Source organism: Brevibacillus sp. GCM10020057, assembly GCF_042683565.1.
Classification (GTDB): Bacteria; Bacillota; Bacilli; order Brevibacillales; family Brevibacillaceae; genus Brevibacillus.
This window is the reverse complement of the sequence record NZ_JBHUJW010000001.1, coordinates 52864-70023: the sequence shown is the minus strand read 5'-3', so window position 1 is coordinate 70023 and position 17160 is coordinate 52864. Positions and strand designations below refer to the sequence as shown.

Annotated in this window: 19 protein-coding genes; 18 read left to right on the top strand and 1 reads right to left on the bottom strand. The window is 56.6% G+C overall.

Going from position 1 to position 17160, the window contains the following annotated elements:
• The first annotated feature begins 7 nt into the window (after positions 1–7).
• The 10 genes from glpX (at position 8) to spoIIR (ending at position 9421) form a co-directional block, all read left to right on the top strand.
• Positions 8–964 (top strand): class II fructose-bisphosphatase, encoded by a 957-nt coding sequence (gene glpX, locus ACFSO0_RS00320; protein WP_376874639.1) that lies wholly within the window; start codon positions 8–10, stop codon positions 962–964.
• A 95-nt stretch (positions 965–1059) separates the two neighbouring features.
• A complete protein-coding gene (gene rho, locus ACFSO0_RS00315) occupies positions 1060–2340 on the top strand; it encodes a transcription termination factor Rho (RefSeq protein WP_376874636.1) in 1281 nt (426 codons plus the stop codon).
• Positions 2341–2411: 71 nt separating this feature from the next.
• Positions 2412–3314, top strand: a complete 903-nt coding sequence (locus ACFSO0_RS00310; RefSeq protein ID WP_376874633.1) for a peptidoglycan DD-metalloendopeptidase family protein — start codon at positions 2412–2414, stop codon at positions 3312–3314.
• Between the two features lie 70 nt (positions 3315–3384).
• Entirely contained in the window at positions 3385–4650 is a 1266-nt protein-coding gene (locus ACFSO0_RS00305) for a radical SAM family protein (RefSeq protein WP_376874630.1), read from the top strand.
• Between the two features lie 104 nt (positions 4651–4754).
• Positions 4755–4955, top strand: a complete 201-nt coding sequence (gene rpmE / locus ACFSO0_RS00300) for a 50S ribosomal protein L31 (protein ID WP_310766816.1) — start codon at positions 4755–4757, stop codon at positions 4953–4955.
• A gap of 166 nt (positions 4956–5121) precedes the next feature.
• The gene (locus tag ACFSO0_RS00295; protein WP_376874626.1) at positions 5122–5712 is read left to right on the top strand and encodes a thymidine kinase; all 591 of its coding nucleotides are present in this window, start codon (positions 5122–5124) and stop codon (positions 5710–5712) included.
• A gap of 104 nt (positions 5713–5816) precedes the next feature.
• Positions 5817–6314: a sporulation protein gene (locus ACFSO0_RS00290; protein WP_376874623.1), complete on the top strand. Its 498-nt coding sequence runs from the start codon at positions 5817–5819 to the stop codon at positions 6312–6314.
• A gap of 189 nt (positions 6315–6503) precedes the next feature.
• Positions 6504–7580, top strand: coding sequence for a peptide chain release factor 1 (gene prfA, locus ACFSO0_RS00285; RefSeq protein WP_376874620.1), 1077 nt, complete (start codon positions 6504–6506; stop codon positions 7578–7580).
• Positions 7564–8454, top strand: a complete 891-nt coding sequence (gene prmC, locus ACFSO0_RS00280; RefSeq protein ID WP_376874617.1) for a peptide chain release factor N(5)-glutamine methyltransferase — start codon at positions 7564–7566, stop codon at positions 8452–8454. The genes prfA and prmC overlap by 17 nt, the downstream gene beginning before the upstream one ends.
• Before the next feature lie 139 nt (positions 8455–8593).
• Positions 8594–9421 (top strand): stage II sporulation protein R, encoded by an 828-nt coding sequence (gene spoIIR, locus ACFSO0_RS00275; protein ID WP_376874614.1) that lies wholly within the window; start codon positions 8594–8596, stop codon positions 9419–9421.
• A gap of 89 nt (positions 9422–9510) precedes the next feature.
• On the opposite strand, the gene ACFSO0_RS00270 is transcribed toward spoIIR, so the two are convergent.
• The gene (locus ACFSO0_RS00270; protein WP_376874611.1) at positions 9511–10290 is read right to left on the bottom strand and encodes a DUF3298 and DUF4163 domain-containing protein; all 780 of its coding nucleotides are present in this window, start codon (positions 10288–10290) and stop codon (positions 9511–9513) included.
• A 231-nt stretch (positions 10291–10521) separates the two neighbouring features.
• On the opposite strand from ACFSO0_RS00270, the gene ACFSO0_RS00265 reads away from it, so the two are divergent.
• From ACFSO0_RS00265 to wecB, 8 genes are all read left to right on the top strand, one after another.
• Positions 10522–11613 (top strand): L-threonylcarbamoyladenylate synthase, encoded by a 1092-nt coding sequence (locus ACFSO0_RS00265; RefSeq protein WP_376874801.1) that lies wholly within the window; start codon positions 10522–10524, stop codon positions 11611–11613.
• 61 nt (positions 11614–11674) lie between these two features.
• Entirely contained in the window at positions 11675–12235 is a 561-nt protein-coding gene (locus ACFSO0_RS00260) for a manganese efflux pump MntP (protein ID WP_376874608.1), read from the top strand.
• Positions 12236–12267: 32 nt separating this feature from the next.
• A complete protein-coding gene (locus ACFSO0_RS00255; RefSeq protein ID WP_376874605.1) occupies positions 12268–12738 on the top strand; it encodes a low molecular weight protein arginine phosphatase in 471 nt (156 codons plus the stop codon).
• A gap of 138 nt (positions 12739–12876) precedes the next feature.
• Positions 12877–13332: a ribose 5-phosphate isomerase B gene (gene rpiB / locus ACFSO0_RS00250; protein WP_376874602.1), complete on the top strand. Its 456-nt coding sequence runs from the start codon at positions 12877–12879 to the stop codon at positions 13330–13332.
• Positions 13333–13905: a TIGR01440 family protein gene (locus ACFSO0_RS00245; RefSeq protein ID WP_376874599.1), complete on the top strand. Its 573-nt coding sequence runs from the start codon at positions 13333–13335 to the stop codon at positions 13903–13905.
• Positions 13906–13947: 42 nt separating this feature from the next.
• A complete protein-coding gene (locus ACFSO0_RS00240) occupies positions 13948–15198 on the top strand; it encodes a serine hydroxymethyltransferase (RefSeq protein WP_376874596.1) in 1251 nt (416 codons plus the stop codon).
• 152 nt (positions 15199–15350) lie between these two features.
• Positions 15351–15980: a uracil phosphoribosyltransferase gene (gene upp / locus ACFSO0_RS00235; protein WP_376874593.1), complete on the top strand. Its 630-nt coding sequence runs from the start codon at positions 15351–15353 to the stop codon at positions 15978–15980.
• Between the two features lie 16 nt (positions 15981–15996).
• Positions 15997–17145, top strand: a complete 1149-nt coding sequence (wecB, locus tag ACFSO0_RS00230) for a non-hydrolyzing UDP-N-acetylglucosamine 2-epimerase (protein WP_376874590.1) — start codon at positions 15997–15999, stop codon at positions 17143–17145.
• Positions 17146–17160: the final 15 nt, after the last annotated feature.

Here is a 17160-nt window from a genome sequence, read left to right as displayed (position 1 = left end):
TTCCGGAATGGAACGCAGTTTAACACTTGAACTGGTACGCGTGACTGAGGCGGCAGCTTTGGCTTCGGCCCGATGGATGGGTCTGGGAAAAAAAGATGAGGCTGACGATGCGGCGACGACAGCCATGCGCAAAGAGTTTGAAAAAGTGCCGATGGACGGGATCGTCGTCATCGGTGAAGGCGAAATGGATGAAGCGCCGATGCTCTACATCGGAGAGCGTCTGGGGCAAGGCGTCGCTCCGGCGGTGGATGTGGCCGTCGATCCGCTGGAAGGAACGAACATTCTCGCCAAGGGCACATGGGGAGCCATTTCCGTCATTGCGATTGCTGACCGCGGCAATCTTTTGCATGCACCGGACATGTACATGGAGAAAATAGCCGTAGGCCCAAAAGCTGTCGGCAAGATCGACATCAATGCGCCGATCCGCGACAACCTGAAGGCCGTGGCAGAGGCGCAGGGCAAAGATATCAGCGACCTGGTGGCGATCGTGCTGGATCGGGAGCGCCATCAGCAGATTATCCATGAAATTCGCGAAGCCGGCGCGCGCATCCGTCTCATTTCCGACGGAGACGTAGCAGCGGCGATCAACACGGCCTTCCCGGATACCGGTGTAGACATCATGTTCGGTTCTGGCGGTGCTCCGGAGGGGGTTCTCGCTGCCGTCGCATTGAAATGTCTGGGCGGAGAAATCCAAGGGAAGCTGCTGCCGCAGAGCCAGGAAGAACTTGAGCGCTGTGTCAAAATGGGCCTGACCAATCCGCATCAGGTGCTGTTCATGGACGATTTGGTCAAAGGCGACGACGCCATCTTCGCCGCAACAGGCGTAACCGATGGGGAGCTTTTGAAAGGCGTGCGCTTCCAGGGGAACCGGGCAACGACACAATCCGTGGTCATGCGCGCCAAAACGGGTACGGTCCGCTTCATCGAAGGCAACCATCGCCTGGAACGCAAACCGACGCTGTAAGCAACTGGTGGCAGGCACAGCGATACCGTTGGCTTCGATTTCTGCTGACTCGCTTCATCGAGAGGAAATAAGAGAATATAAAGAGTGGTGGATGTATGTTAATTTCCGAACTGGAAGAAAAGAGGCTGACCGATCTCTATAAGCTGGCAAAAGAATATCACATTCCGTACTATTCCCAGTTGAAAAAGAAGGAATTGATTTTTGCTATTCTCCGCGCCAGAGCGGAGCGAGACGGTTTGATGTTCATGGAGGGCGTACTGGATATCTTGCCAGAAGGGTACGGATTCCTGCGCCCGATCAACTATCTCCCTAGCTCCGAAGACATCTACATTTCCCAATCGCAGATCAGACGTTTTGATTTGCGGATGGGAGATGTCGTATCGGGGAAAGCGCGACCGCCAAAGGAGAACGAACGTTACTTCGGACTTTTGCAAGTGGAGGCCGTGAACGGAGAAGACCCCGAAACAGCTGCAGAGCGTTTGCATTTCCCCGCTTTGACGCCGTTGTACCCTCAAACCAAGCTCGTTCTGGAAACATCCCCTGAGCGTGTTTCCACCCGCCTGATGGATCTCCTCTCTCCTGTTGGATTAGGTCAGCGCGGCCTGATCGTGGCACCACCCAAAGCAGGAAAAACCATGCTGCTGAAAGAAATTGCCAACAGCATTACAGAGAGTCGCCCGGATATTCATTTGTTTGTGCTGCTCATCGACGAGCGGCCGGAAGAAGTGACGGATATGCAGCGTTCCGTGAAAGGGGAAGTCGTAGCTTCTACCTTTGACGAGCTGCCGGAAAACCACATCAAGGTAGCGGAGCTGGTATTGGAGCGGGCGAAGCGTTTGGTCGAGCACAAAAAAGACGTGGTGATTTTGCTCGACTCCATTACACGCCTGGCGCGCGCCTACAACCTCGTCATTCCTCCCAGCGGACGGACGCTGTCCGGCGGGATCGATCCGGCCGCCTTTCACCGCCCCAAGCGTTTCTTTGGCTCCGCGCGCAATATCGAGGAGGGGGGCAGCCTGACCATTTTGGCTACGGCCTTGGTCGAGACCGGCTCCCGGATGGACGATGTCATTTACGAGGAGTTCAAGGGAACGGGCAACATGGAGCTTCATCTGGACCGGAAGCTGGCGGAACGCCGCATTTTCCCGGCGATCGACATTCGCCGTTCCGGCACGCGGCGTGAAGAACTGCTGCTCACCAGGGAACAGTTGGACAAGCTGTGGATGATCCGCAAAAACATGAACGAGACCAATGAATTCGTGGATTCGTTTATCAAAAAGCTGGCGGAAACCAAAACCAACGACGAATTTTTGCAGACCCTGGAGTCCAGGCAGGGCCGCGGCAAAACAGCAAACACGACGGTGAGTTCTTCCTAACTCACCGTCATTTTTTTTCGCCGATTGGCATACCGTAAAGAGGTAGAATCCGAGCAGAGGGGGAGTCTATCGTGGATTTCGAGCAGACACCGGCTCACATCGGGAGCCTGGAGGAAGCCCAGAGGGTCGTAGTGGAACAAGCCTTGCTGCAAGCGTTTAATCCATATGGCAGTCTGGCCCGCTCTGATGCTCCTGCCCAGAGCAACGTGATGGTATATGCCGTCAACCAGGGAGATACGCTTTCAGGCATTGCCCAGCGGTACGGGCTTTCGCTGCAACAGCTGGTCGAGCAAAACAAAATCAGCAATCCCAATCTGGTGGCCATAGGGATGAAGCTGGTCATCAGCCGGGATGAAGTCAAACACGTCGTCAAGCGCGGCGAGACGCTTAATTACATAAGCAGACGGTATGGAGTGAGCAGGGAGCTGTTGATCGACCGCAATCCGTTGCTCAAATGGCTGTCGGACAACCTGTATGTAGGACAGGTCGTACATGTCCCGATTGTCGCAGGGCGCACCTTGCAGGCAGAAGACCTGCAGAAAAAACGGAACACGTCGCAGGCAGCCAGCAGACAGGCGATCGGGCGGGTGCGGGAGCGAATGGAGTGGCCTGTGAAAGGCGCGACGATCACGAGCGGTTTTGGCGTGAGATGGGGAAAGGCGCATAAAGGGGTAGATCTGTGGAATGAGAGCGAAGGCCAGGCGCCGATTTACGCAGCGAAATCCGGCGTAGTCGTCGAAGCAGGCGCGAAACGCTCCGGCTACGGTAAGCTGGTCGTGCTCGATCACGGCAACGGATTGCAGACGTTTTACGCGCATATGCGGGCGATCGTCGTGACGCCGGGTCAAACGGTGGAGGCGGGAGAGGTGCTCGGATACATGGGGCATACAGGAGACTCGACAGGCTATCACCTGCATTTTGAGGTGCGGCAGGACGACGTGCCGATCAACCCGCTGCCATATCTGGGCAGGTAAGCTCCTGCAATTTACATTGCTTTTTCAATGCGTTACAATGGGCAAAGCAAAGAAGCGAGGCGATTTTCCCATGTATTTAGTGTACGCAGATGAAAAAGGCAATGTGTACGACCACCCGGGCCTGTACGCGGTGGCGCGCAACGGAGATATATTGACAGAGATTTTGGAGGACGAGCTGATTCCCCTGCCGGAAGGGGCGACATTGGTCAGCCTGCCGGATACGGTGCCGATCGGGATGGACCCGGACACGGGCGAGATGGTCAAGCTGGACGGCTGTACGGCGGTGGGAGCGCTCGTTCCGCAAGGCATCACGCGGCTGCTTCTGCCCGGCTATGTGAAGACCAAAAAGGACAGCAAGCTGCCGCTGTTTGGCTATACGGCAGTCGTCTGGAAGGACGGCGGCTTCTGGGTAACCGGACGGGCAAGCGATGACATCTACAAGTGGGACCCGCTCAACTTCCCGATGGACGAGCTGCGCGAGCGCGTGGCAAAGACGCTGGAGCTGTTTCCGCAAAACCGGATTCTGCACCATCTGTCCCACTGTGCGCTGGAATACGAATGTTTGACCGCCTCCAACAACTTTTTCCACCGCTGGGAAGGAAGCCTGCCGGTATCCTACACCTGTAATGCCGGCTGCTACGGCTGCATTTCCGAACAGCCGGAGGACAGCGGCTTCCCATCCCCGCAGACGCGGATGAATTTCAAGCCGACGGAGGACGAGCTGGTGGAGGTCATGCTCCATCACCTGCAGACGCCGGAGAGCATCATCAGCTTCGGACAAGGCTGCGAGGGCGAGCCGTCCACGATGGCGTCCATCATCGTTCCGGCGATGCGCCGCGTGCGGCAGCAGACGGACATGGGCTTCATCAACATCAACACCAATGCGGGACTGACCGACCATATCAAAGGAATCGTGGATGCCGGTCTCGACCTGATGCGGGTGAGCATCATCAGCGCGATCGATGAGCACTACAACGCCTACTATCGTCCGCGCAACTACACGCTGGAAAATGTGGCGCGCTCGGCGGAGTATGCGGCATCCAAAGGCGTGTACACGTCCATCAACTATTTGTGTTTCCCGGGCGTGTTTGACCGGGAGGAAGAGATGGAAGCGATGATCAACTTCATCCGTCGGACCGGCATCAAGCTGATTCAGCTGCGCAATCTGAACATTGACCCGGAGAGCTACCTTTCGATGATTCCGAAGGCGAAGGGCGAAGTGTTCGGGATGAAGCAGGCGATCGAAATCTATCAGGAAGAGCTGCCGGACGTCGTGATCGGGTCGTTCACGCACATCCCTCCGCAGCAGCTGCAACGCAGGAAAAACATGGCCTAAGCGGGCAAACAGTTGCATTTGTGCGGGCGGCATGCTACTATTTTTACTGTGTTTATTTACTCTGTTTCGGCAAACGATTCAGGGCGGAAAGAGGTGCATTTGAGATGAAACAAGGTATTCATCCACAGTACAACACTGTGAAGGTTACATGTGCATGCGGTAACGAATTTGAATCCGGCTCTGTGAAGCAAGCGCTGCGTGTGGAGATCTGCTCCAACTGCCATCCTTTCTTCACCGGTAAACAAAAATTCGTCGACGCTGGCGGACGTGTAGACCGTTTCAAACGCAAATACAATCTTTCCTAATCGGAAGGGATTGGAGCAACCAGGTAGAGCGATCTGCCTGGTTTTGTTTTTCCTCGGAAAAAACCTTTCCGCTCTGCTGCAAGTACCTCTACAATAGAGCCATATACCGCGATCCATGCAGCGCCATTTCACGCTGCATGATTTCGCGCCAAAGGGAGACAGGAACGTGGCACAACTTTACTTTCGCTATGGAGCAATGAACGCCTCCAAATCGATTCAGCTTTTGACAGTAGCACACAACTACGAGCAATCGGGAAAAAAAGTGATGGTGTTTACGCCTGCTGTCGACGACCGCTTCGGGGTGGGAAAAGTGGCGTCTCGCGTAGGGATCAGCCGGGAAGCCATCCCGATCTTTGAGGAGACCGATCTGTATGAACTCGTCGCAGCAGAGGAAGTGAAGCCGCATTGCGTACTGGTGGACGAGGGGCAGTTTATCGGCAAGCACAACGTCGATCAGTTGGTGGCGATCGTGGACGGGCTGGGCATTCCCGTGATCGTCTACGGATTGTTGAAAAACTTTAAAAACGAGCTGTTCCCGGGCAGCGCCGCTTTGCTCTGCGAAGCCGACAAAGTGGAAGAAATCAAAACGGTCTGCGTCTACTGCAACAAGAAGGCGACGCACATCCTCAAATTCAAAAACGGCAAGCCCGTTTACAGCGGAGAAACGATTGAGATCGCTGGAAACGACACGTACAGCAGCGTCTGTCGCCAGCACTACTACCGCCCGCCGACAGACAAAGAGCGGCCTGTAGACTGATCAGGCTCGGGAGCATTTGGCCCGATTGCGCCACCCCCGTTTCGCCCGTGCATGAGCAACCACCGTGATGCACAGACTAAGGCAAAACAGGAGGTGGCTTTTTCATGCGACGCTTGCCCAGTTGGAAAAGCTCGTTGGCGGTGCTTTGTGCCGCTGCCGTTGCTTCCGTCCTCACCGTCGGCTGCAACCGAACCTTGACCCAGGAGAAAAGCTACGGCACGCAAAGTCTGGACCGCCAGCACAACACCGCGACCCGCGGAGAGCACAGCGGCGATGTGCTCCACCGGCCGGCGGCTCCCACAGAAGACCGGGACGGGCTGATGGGACGCAGCCAGAATCCGAACCTGATCATTGGACATAGCCAGACGCGCGGCTACCAGGTCGATCTAAACAACATGGAGATGATGGCCAAATCCGTGCCGGGAGTGGAAAATGCGCGAATCACACTGAACGGCGCAAACGCATATGTTACTCTTGATCTGGTGCACAACGTCACCGCGAGCCAGGCGCGAGACATCGAGCGGCAGGTGATTGCCGCGCTGAAGCAGAAAATTCCGCGCTACGACTTTCATGTCACTTCCAACGAAGGCTTCCATCGCTGACGGCCACGGTCAGAGGCGGATTCAAGCGAGGGCTCGGCAACGCCGGGCCTGTTTGGCATCTATGGAACCTCTCTTTCACTCTTCCAAATAAATAATGCGCTTTGACTTATTCCCGGTTTCCTCCTATAATTTATCTGTTACGATTGTATGAATGTATTTTCGTATTCTTTGCGATTGGGGTGAAGTACATTGTTTACACGCTTATCCGCAGTTGAAGAGCGTTATGAAGAAGTCACCAATCTCCTTTGTGACCCCGACGTCATCAGCGATACAAAGCGCTTGCGTGAGTTGTCCAAAGAACAGTCTTCCCTGGAAGAAACCGTGACGACCTACCGTGAATATAAATCAGTAGTATCCCAGATGGAAGATGCCAAAGCCATGCTGGAAGAGAAACTGGACGATGAAATGCGAGAAATGGTCAAGCTGGAAATCAGCGAACTGAGCTCGCGCAAGGAAAAGCTCGAGGAACGCCTGAAAATCCTGCTGCTGCCAAAAGACCCCAACGATGAGAAAAACGTCATCGTGGAAGTGCGCGGTGCGGCAGGCGGCGACGAGGCTGCCTTGTTTGCGGCTGTTTTGTTCCGCATGTACACGCGCTATGCTGAACGCCAGGGCTTCAAAGTGGAAGTGCTGGAAGCAAGCCCGACAGAGCTTGGCGGATACAAGGAAATCGTCTTTTCGCTCAGCGGCCGCGGCGCATACAGCAAAATGAAGTTCGAGAGCGGCGCTCACCGCGTACAGCGCATCCCGGCTACCGAGTCCGGCGGGCGCATCCACACCTCGACGGCAACGGTTCTGGTGCTGCCGGAAGCCGAGGAAGTCGAAGTGGAAGTGAACGAAAAGGACATCCGCATCGATACTTTCTGTTCCAGCGGTGCGGGCGGACAGAGCGTCAACACGACCAAATCGGCCGTTCGTGTGACCCACATCCCGACAGGCATCGTGGTATCCTGCCAGGACGAGAAGTCCCAGCACTCCAACAAGGACAAAGCGCTTCGCGTCCTGCGCGCGCGCCTGTACGACTACTACATGCAGCAGCAAAACGCGGAAGCCGATGCCAACCGCAGGAGCTTGGTCGGAACCGGGGACCGCAGCGAGCGCATCCGTACGTACAACTATCCGCAAAGCCGTGTAACCGACCACCGCATCGGACTGACACTGCACCGTTTGGAATCCGTCCTCGAAGGCGACCTGGACGAAGTGATCGACAACCTGATTATGCATGAACAGACGGAGCTGCTGAAAAGCCATGCGCACACAGCTTGATTGGTCTGATGTCACGACGATCCGAGAAGCCCTGACACGGGCTTCTTCGTTTTTACGCGAGTCGGGAGCCAAAGATCCGGTATTTGAAGCCGAGTTGCTGCTTCGGCACTGTCTGGACTGGGACCGGACGCGGTTTCTGATCTCCATGCTGGACCCGGTCACGCCCGAGGTCGTGGAGAGACTGGATGAGCTGCTCTGGCGGCGTTCCCGGCACGAACCGCTGCAGTACATGTTTGGCTCTCAGGAGTTTTACGGTCGCCCGTTCACCGTGCGGCCCGGCGTGCTGATCCCGCGCCCCGAGACGGAAATTTTGGTGGAGCAGGTGCTGCTGCACGCAAGGCAGCTGTGGTCGGATGCGGCAGTGCTGGATGTGGCCGACATCGGTACGGGAAGCGGGGCCATTTGCGTCACGCTCGCATGCGAACGACCTGACTGGAACGTGATGACAGTCGACCTGTCCCCGGATGCGACGGTGATCGCGCGGGAAAACGCCGAGCGGCTGGGGGCGCGGATTCGCTTTTTGCAAGGCGATCTGGCCCAGCCATTGCTTGCGGCAGGCGAGCGGGTGGACATTCTCGTCTCTAATCCGCCGTATATCCCCAGTACGGATGTGGATGAGCTGGACGCCGAAGTGATCGAGCACGAGCCGCGCCTCGCTTTGGACGGCGGAGCGGACGGGCTGGACTGCTATCGCCGGCTGTGTGAGGCGCTGCCGTCTGTGCTAAAGGCGAAGGCTCTGGTCGCCTACGAGGTCGGCATCCATCAGTCCCGGGCTGTAGCGGATTTGCTTCGGGCGTCCGGAGTGATTGCGGACGTGCATATTATCCCTGATCTGGCGGGAATCGAGCGTGTCGTTATCGGCATCAGGCGATAGCGCTTCGCTCATCTCGCCTTTTCCACGCAGCATTTGCGCAAAAATTCGTAATCTGCGTGATTTTTGCGGTTGATTTCGCAGCCTTCTGCCCATACTGGTGCTAGAGAGAAAAAGAAGAGTACAGAGGGAGACGGTTGCGATGAAACGGACAATATGGATGGCATTTTGTGTACTGATGTTAATGATGAGCTGGGAGGGACAGCTTTCGTCGGCCAATGTAGTTGATAACGGGCCGATCCCTCAGGAGTCGATTCGCCTGCGCATTATCGCCAACAGCGACTCGTTTCAGGATCAGTGGCTGAAGCGGGAAGTGCGGGATGCGGTGATCGCCCAGATGGATACATGGGTGAAGGACATCGGGACGTTCCAGGATGCGAAGAAGGTCGTGGCGGCCAATCTGCCTGTGTTGCAGCAGGTGGTCGACGAAACGATCCGCGACCGCGGATTTTCGTACAAGGCTGTCGTCGATTTCGGCCAGGTTCCGTTCCCGACCAAGCTGTACGGCGCTTACGTCTATCCGGCAGGCAACTATACCGCTTTGCGCGTGCAGATCGGCGAAGCCAAAGGACAAAACTGGTGGTGCGTGCTGTTCCCGCCTCTTTGCTTCATCGACATGTCCAACGGGGACGGCGTACAGGCGGCTGCTGCCGCCGGGCCAAAGCCGGAGCTGTCCGTCCAGACGAAGCAGTCTGGTGACGAACTGCTCCAGACGGCAACAGAAGCGGCAGAGGAAGAACCGACACCTGCAGTTGCTTCCGGCAGAGCGCGGAATGGATGGGAAGAATGGCGGCAGATGCGCCTCGAGGATATGCGGACGGGAGGCGCATCGGACGACAAGCCAGAGCCCCGTGTGATCGCGGCGGACTCCGGGCAGGGCGAAGCAGCAGAGACGGAGGCAGCAGTTCCGGAACCGCATGTGCAAGTGCGTTTCTTCCTGTGGGAAAAGCTGGAGAAGCTGTTCTCCTGAGTAAACAGACAAAACGACACCCGGCCTTTGGTCAGGTGTCGTTTCGCGTGCCGCGATAGGGCGGGTGCCGCTTCGCTTCCGAGTCTGTTTTACAAGAGCAAAGCTCTGACTTCCGGCTTGAGCAGGTTGAGGAAGCTGTGCCCGGGAATCGTAAAGGCAGGCATCCCGGCTGCGTAAGGTGCAATTTCATACTGGCTGAAGTGAATGACCAAATTGCCGTTTTCAAAGGAGAAAGACTGGTTGTCGGAGATCGCCTCAAAGCTGTAGATGTCTTTCGTTTCCGGATTCGCCTGAATCTGCTGTTGGATCAGATGGTTCAGCACGTAGCGATAGTCGTATCCCGGCTGGAACAGGTCGGACAACGATAGGTTCTTGGCTTTGTCCACATTGGCGATGTTGTAATACGTCACGTCTGTCATACCGTGCGCGCCGCCTGTGTAGGAATACGTCTGCAAGGAGAAGGCGACGAGTTTGCCGACGGAGTGAACCTCGTATGAAATGTCGAGGGCATGAGGGCGCAGCGGATAGCCGTACTTTTTGGCTGCAGCCGCATCCTCCCTGCTCATGATCTGGCAATTTTGCAGCGCATCCTGTGCCTGCTTCAAAAGGTCGGCATTCAGCTTCGCTTCAAAGGCTTTATCGGCGAGGCCGCTGATGACAGGAATGGTGATGTTCGCTTCGTACTCGGCCGTTTTTTGCCGGATGACTTTGGACGTGATAACGACTCCTTTTTGCTGTGCGGCCTGGGTCTGTGCCTGCTTGACCGGTGCGGCAGGCTGGGCGGAAGCTGCGAATGCGGGAGCGGCAACGGCACCAAGCAGAATAGCGGAGCCGATCAAGCCGGCTGCCAACGATTTGCATGATTTCATGGAAGGTCACGATCCTTTCAGGTAAGAAGGAAAATGGGAATGTGTTGATATTCTTATCCTACTACAACCTGCTTCGCGGATCGGTAAAAGATCGGTAACAATGACTTTTTCCACGACAGCGGGAGAGGTTATTCACAAGTTACCCACAGGCTGTTGAAAACTTTTATCGGCACATCTATACTAAAGGCACTCGATGTTGTGAAACGTGCCAGAGAAAGGATATTTTTCATGATGGAACAAAAGGTAGTGACAAAAGTCTGGACTGTGGATAACGATGTGGAAAATGCTGTGGAAAATTTGCAGAGTTGTACACAGATTGTGGATGCAGCCCGGTTGCTCCGCGCTGGAGCGGTTGTCGCGTTTCCTACGGAGACCGTCTACGGGCTTGGCGCCAATGCATTGTCAAATGACGCGGTGGAAAAAATATTTGCAGCCAAAGGCAGGCCGAGCGATAATCCTTTGATTGTACATATTGCAAGGAGAGAGCAGCTGTCCACGGTCGCCGCAGAAGTGCCGGCCAAGGCAGAGCGGTTGATGGAAGCCTTTTGGCCGGGGCCGTTGACCATGATTTTGCCCAGAACGGACAAGGTTGCATCGCTCGTGACGGCTGGCCTCGATTCCGTAGGGGTACGCATGCCGGATCATCCCGTAGCCCTCGCTTTGATCGCGGAAGCCGGCGTGCCGATCGCTGCACCCAGCGCGAACCGGTCAGGGCGGCCAAGCCCGACGACTGCGGCGCATGTGCTCGCGGATCTGGAGGGGCGTGTGGCAGGTGTTGTGGATGGCGGAGCGACAGGCGTAGGCGTGGAGTCTACCGTCATCGATATGACCGTGGAGCCGCCGATGGTTCTTCGTCCGGGAGGCATTACGCGCGAGCAGCTGGAGGAAGTGATCGGACAGGTAGCGCTCGATCCTTCCTTTGCGGCGGGGGCGACCGAGACACCGCGCGCGCCTGGCATGAAATACACGCACTACGCGCCGGAGGGAGAAATGTGGCTGGTCTCGGGCGAAGCAGGACGCGTGCGCGAGAAAATGGCAGCCATGCTGCGGGAAGCGAAGCAGCACGGCCGCAAAACAGGTGTGCTGGCGACCGCTGAGACTTTCGACTACTGGCAGGGGCAGCCGGATGCGGACATCGTTCTCTGTGTAGGTTCGCGTGCGGCGCTGGGAGAAGTCGCGCAGCAGCTGTACGCTGTGCTCAGGGAGTTTGATGCGCATCAGGTGCAGTTTATCGTGTCGGAGACTTTTTCCCGGGACGGCCTTGGCATGGCGGTGATGAACCGGTTGGAGAAAGCTGCGGGAGGCCGAATCCAGCAAGCCTAAATTGCCTTGTCTAAACTTCTTCTTGTCCGCATAGGTTGAAGAGACGAGGAGGGGAGGCCAGTTGGATCAAGTCTTGTTTCAGTGGGGGCAGTTTCTGACCTTGCTCATGATCGCTTTTGCGCTGAGTATGGATGCCTTTTCGCTCGGGATCGGCGTAGGAATGGTAGGCATTCGCTTGCGGGAAATTATCAAAGTGAGTATCACCATCGGGCTTTTTCATATAGGAATGCCGATCGTCGGACTGTTCGTCGGAGCGTATTTGTCTGATCTGGTCGGAGACATCGCCGTATTTATCGGCGGCGGAGTCCTCATGGCCATCGGCTTGCATATGCTGTGGAATGGATTTGCCAATGGCGAGCAAAAAAGCGTGCTGCGGACCAAGGGGCTTGGCCTCATCCTGTTCGCGTTCAGCGTCAGCATGGATGCGCTGACGGTCGGTGTGTCGTTCGGGCTGATCGAGGTCAACAGGCTGCTCGCTGTCACGCTCTTTGGTGTCATGGGCGGAGCCATGTCCTATTGCGGATTGCTGCTCGGCAGAAGCGTGGGAGGATGGCTGGGGGATTACAGCGAATTAGTAGGTGGACTGATTTTGTTCTGTTTTGGGTTAAAATTTATGTTATAGCCCGATGGCGCAGGCAGAAGGGAGCGTAAGACGTGAAACGGATATTGTTTGTCTGCACAGGCAACACTTGCCGCAGCCCCATGGCAGAGGCGATGTTCCGGGCCAGGATGGCGGGGCAGGAGGTCGAAGTCCGGTCGGCAGGCGTGGGGGCGCTTGACGGACAACCGGCTTCGCAGTATGCCGTCGAGGTAATGGCCGAGCGCGGGATCGAGCATGTGCACCAGTCCAGTCGGCTGGATCACGAACTGGTCGAGTGGTCGGATCTGATCCTGACCATGACTGCGAGCCACAAACAGTCGATTCTGACCTATTTTCCGGCAGCGGCCAACAAGGTGTACACCTTGCGGGAATTCGTCGGAGTAGAAGGCTTCGGTGATATTGCCGATCCGTTCGGGGGGACGCTGGAGGATTACCGCAGATGCGCCGAAGAAATCGAAGAGTCGCTGGACAGGCTGTCGGCCCGATTGCTTCAGGAGCGCTTTCGTGAATCGCGTTGTGAATGAGGTGCTCGCTCCATCCCGGCGCTTGGTTTCGCGTTAGAGTACGAACATTTTTTAACGTAAAGGATGAAATGTTCACTTTTTACTTGCGGAAATATGATGTATAATGAGTGGGATTATGGACAAGTGAGGGATGACAGGATGAAAGTAGCGATTGCTGCTGATCATGGGGGATACAAGCTCAAAGAGGAGATCAAGACGCTGCTCGCCTCCCTGAACATCGAGACGGAAGACTTTGGCTGCTCCTGCGCTGATTCGGTCGATTATCCGGACTACGCCCTGCCGGTAGCGGAAAAGGTGGCGGCCGGGGAGTTTGACCGCGGCATCCTCGTCTGCGGAACGGGCATCGGCATGTCCATCGCTGCCAACAAAGTGCCGGGAATCCGCTGTGCGCTGGTACACGACACCTTCTCTGCACGGGCTACCCGCGAGCATAACAACACGAATGTCCTGGCGATGGGCGAGCGCGTCATCGGCCCTGGTCTGGCGCTGGATATCGTGAAAATCTGGCTGGAAACAGAGTTCCAGGGCGGACGTCACGAGCGCCGGGTGGAAAAAATCGCCCAGATTGAAGCGAAGCACACGGGAGTGAAGTGAGTGGATCTGCTCGCCATTGAAAAACAAGCCCAAGAGGTTGTCGAAGAAGTCGTGCGCCTGGCCGAGCTGAAGCCCGGACAGCTGCTCGTCATCGGCTGCAGCACCAGTGAAGTGCTGGGCAAACGCATCGGCAAGGCAGGCAGCAAGGAAGTGGCCGCTGCGCTGTATCGCGGCATCCGCAGCGTGCAGGACGCGCACGGTTTTGCTGTGGCGTTTCAATGTTGTGAACATTTGAACAGGGCATTGGTCATGGAGCGTGAAGTAATGGAGCGATACGGCTGGGAGGAAGTATCGGTCGTGCCTGTTCCTGCGGCAGGCGGCTCCATGGCGGCCCACGCTTACACCCGGCTGCAGGATGCGGTCGTGGTGGAGCACATTCGCGCCCACGCCGGCATCGACATCGGCGATACGTTGATCGGCATGCATTTGCGGCATGTAGCCGTCCCGGTTCGTCCGTCCCGGCGCACCATCGGAGAAGCGCATGTCACAGCAGCGCGGACGCGCCCGAAACTGATCGGCGGAGCCCGGGCTGTGTACGAATTGACCCAGGCAAACGAGAGCTGTACCGAATAAGAACGTGAGACAAGCTCATGTCCAAGAAGGAGAGAATCTGTCATGCTAGATTTTTTGCGTAAACAAGACCCTCAAGTATTGGAAGCCATCCAGAAGGAATTGGGAAGACAACGCGACAAGATTGAACTGATCGCATCCGAAAACTTCGTGAGCCGTGCCGTGATGGAAGCGATGGGCACTGTTTTGACCAACAAATACGCAGAAGGCTATCCGGGCCGTCGCTACTACGGCGGTTGCGAATACGTGGACATCGCGGAAAACATCGCTCGCGACCGTGTGAAAGAGCTGTTTGGCGCAGAACATGCCAACGTGCAGCCGCACTCCGGCGCTCAAGCCAACATGGCTGTCTACTTCACCATCCTGCAGCCGGGCGATACGGTACTGGGCATGAACCTGTCCCACGGCGGTCACTTGACGCACGGAAGCCCGGTAAACTTCTCCGGTACGCTGTACAACTTCGTCGAGTACGGTGTGGATCGGGAAACTCAACGCATCAATTACGAAGACGTCCGCGCCAAAGCGCTGGAGCACAAGCCGAAGCTGATCGTAGCCGGTGCCAGCGCGTATCCGCGCGTCATCGACTTCGCCAAATTCCGTGAGATCGCGGATGAAGTCGGCGCGTACTTCATGGTCGACATGGCGCACATCGCCGGTCTGGTAGCGGCTGGCCTGCATCCGAATCCGGTGCCGCATGCGCATTTCGTCACTTCCACCACGCACAAAACCTTGCGCGGTCCACGCGGCGGTCTGATCCTGTGCAAAGAAGAATTTGCCAAGGCGATCGACAAATCCGTGTTCCCTGGCGTACAAGGCGGTCCGCTGATGCACGTGATCGCAGCGAAAGCCGTTGCTTTCGGCGAGGCGCTGCAGCCAGAATTCAAAGAGTACGCTTCCCGCATCGTCAGCAATGCACAGGCGTTTGCGGATGCCCTGCAAGCTGAAGGTCTGACGCTCGTTTCCGGCGGTACGGACAACCACCTGGTACTGGTAGACGTGAGCAAAATCGGCCTGACCGGTAAAGTGGCCGAGCACCTGCTGGACGAAGTCAACATCACCACGAACAAAAACACGATCCCGTACGACGAGCAAAGCCCGTTCGTGACCAGCGGTGTGCGCATGGGTACTCCTGCTGTTACCAGCCGCGGCTTTGACGAGGAAGCGATGAAAGAAGTAGCAGCGATCATCGCGCTCACGCTGAAAAATCCGGAGGACGCAGCGAAGCACGAAGAAGCTCGCCAGCGCGTAGCTGCTCTGTGCCAGCGCTTCCCGATGTACGCAGGTCTGGAAATCTAGGCAGCACTGCATAACATATGAGCAGACTCTTTCGAGGGTCTGCTTTTTTCATTTCTTACAAGGTAAGAAGAACGAAGATTGGGCAAATTGACGGCAGGGCACTCCTTCGCTATGATGGAAAGGATGCATTGATAGGAAACGGAGGAACGTTTATGAGCCGTGTTTACGTGTTTGACCATCCGCTGATCCAGCATAAATTGACCTATATCCGCGACAAACATACGGGGACCAAGGAATTTCGCGAGTTGGTGGACGAAGTAGCTACATTGATGGGGTATGAAATCACCCGCGACATGCCGCTGGAGGAGACGACCATCGAGACGCCGGTAGCGACCTGCAAGTCCAACGTGATCGCCGGAAAGAAGGTAGGTCTGGTTCCGATCCTGCGCGCAGGGCTTGGCATGGTGGACGGGCTTCTGAAGCTGATCCCGGCCGCGAAGGTAGGCCACGTAGGACTGTACCGCGATCCGGAAACCTTGCAGCCGATCGAGTATTACGTCAAGCTGCCGTCGGATGTCGCAGAGCGTGAGTTGATCGTGATTGACCCGATGCTCGCTACAGGCGGTTCCGCAGTTGCCGCGATTACCGCCCTGAAAAACCGCGGAGCGAAAAACATGAAGCTGATGTGTCTGATCGCAGCGCCGGAAGGGATTAAAATGGTTCAGGACGAGCATCCGGACGTAGACATTTTCGTAGCTGCCATTGATGAATATTTGAACGATCATGGATATATCGTGCCTGGCCTGGGAGATGCGGGAGACCGTTTGTTCGGCACGAAGTAGCGGGAGAGGGAAACCGATGAAAACTTGCAGAGTAATGACGGTATTCGGCACGCGTCCGGAAGCGATCAAAATGGCGCCGCTCGTGCACGAACTGAGCAAGCATGAGGGACTGATCGAATCGGTCGTTTGCGTGACGGCCCAGCATCGGCAAATGCTGGATCAAGTGCTGGAGATATTTCATATCAAACCGGACATTGACTTGAACATCATGAAGGACCGTCAGACTTTGGTGGGCGTCACGACGCGCGCGCTGGAGAGCCTGGATACGGCGATCAGGGAAGTCAAGCCTGACATCGTGCTGGTGCATGGGGATACCACTACGACTTTTGTGGCGAGTCTGGCCGCCTTCTACAACCAGGTGGCGATCGGCCACGTGGAAGCGGGCTTGCGCACGTGGGACAAGTATTCGCCGTTCCCGGAAGAGATGAACCGCCAGCTGACCGGCGTCATGGCGGACCTGCATTTCGCTCCGACAGAAGGCTCGGCTGACAATCTTCGCCGGGAAAACAAACCGGAAGAGAGCATCTACATCACCGGCAATACGGCGATCGATGCCTTGAAAACGACGGTACGGGACGACTACAGCCACCCTGTGCTCGATTTGGTCGGTGACCACAAGATGGTGCTCATGACGGCGCATCGCCGCGAAAATCTGGGCGAACCGATGCGCCAGATTTTCCGCGCAGTCCGCAGAATCGCCGACGAGCATCCGGAGATCGCCGTTGTCTATCCGGTGCATCTCAATCCGGCGGTGCAGGAAGTGGCGCACGAGCTGCTCGGCAGACACGAGCGGATTCACCTGATCGAGCCGCTCGACGCCTTTGATTTCCACAACTTTGCGCGCCGCGCCCACCTGATCCTGACCGATTCCGGCGGGGTACAGGAGGAAGCGCCATCCCTGGGAGTGCCGGTGCTCGTTTTGCGCGACACCACCGAACGTCCGGAAGGGATCGCCGCCGGCACATTGAAGCTGGCGGGTACGGACGAGGCGCAGGTGTATGCGATGACCAAAGAACTCCTGACCGACGCGGCGGCGTACGAAGCGATGGCCCATGCTGCCAATCCGTACGGCGACGGAGAAGCCTCCCGCCGAATCGTGGAAGCCATCCTGTATCATTTCGGACTTAGTTCCGAGCGGCCAGAGCCATTCCGTTCCGGTCATTAATCGCCGCGTTCTCCC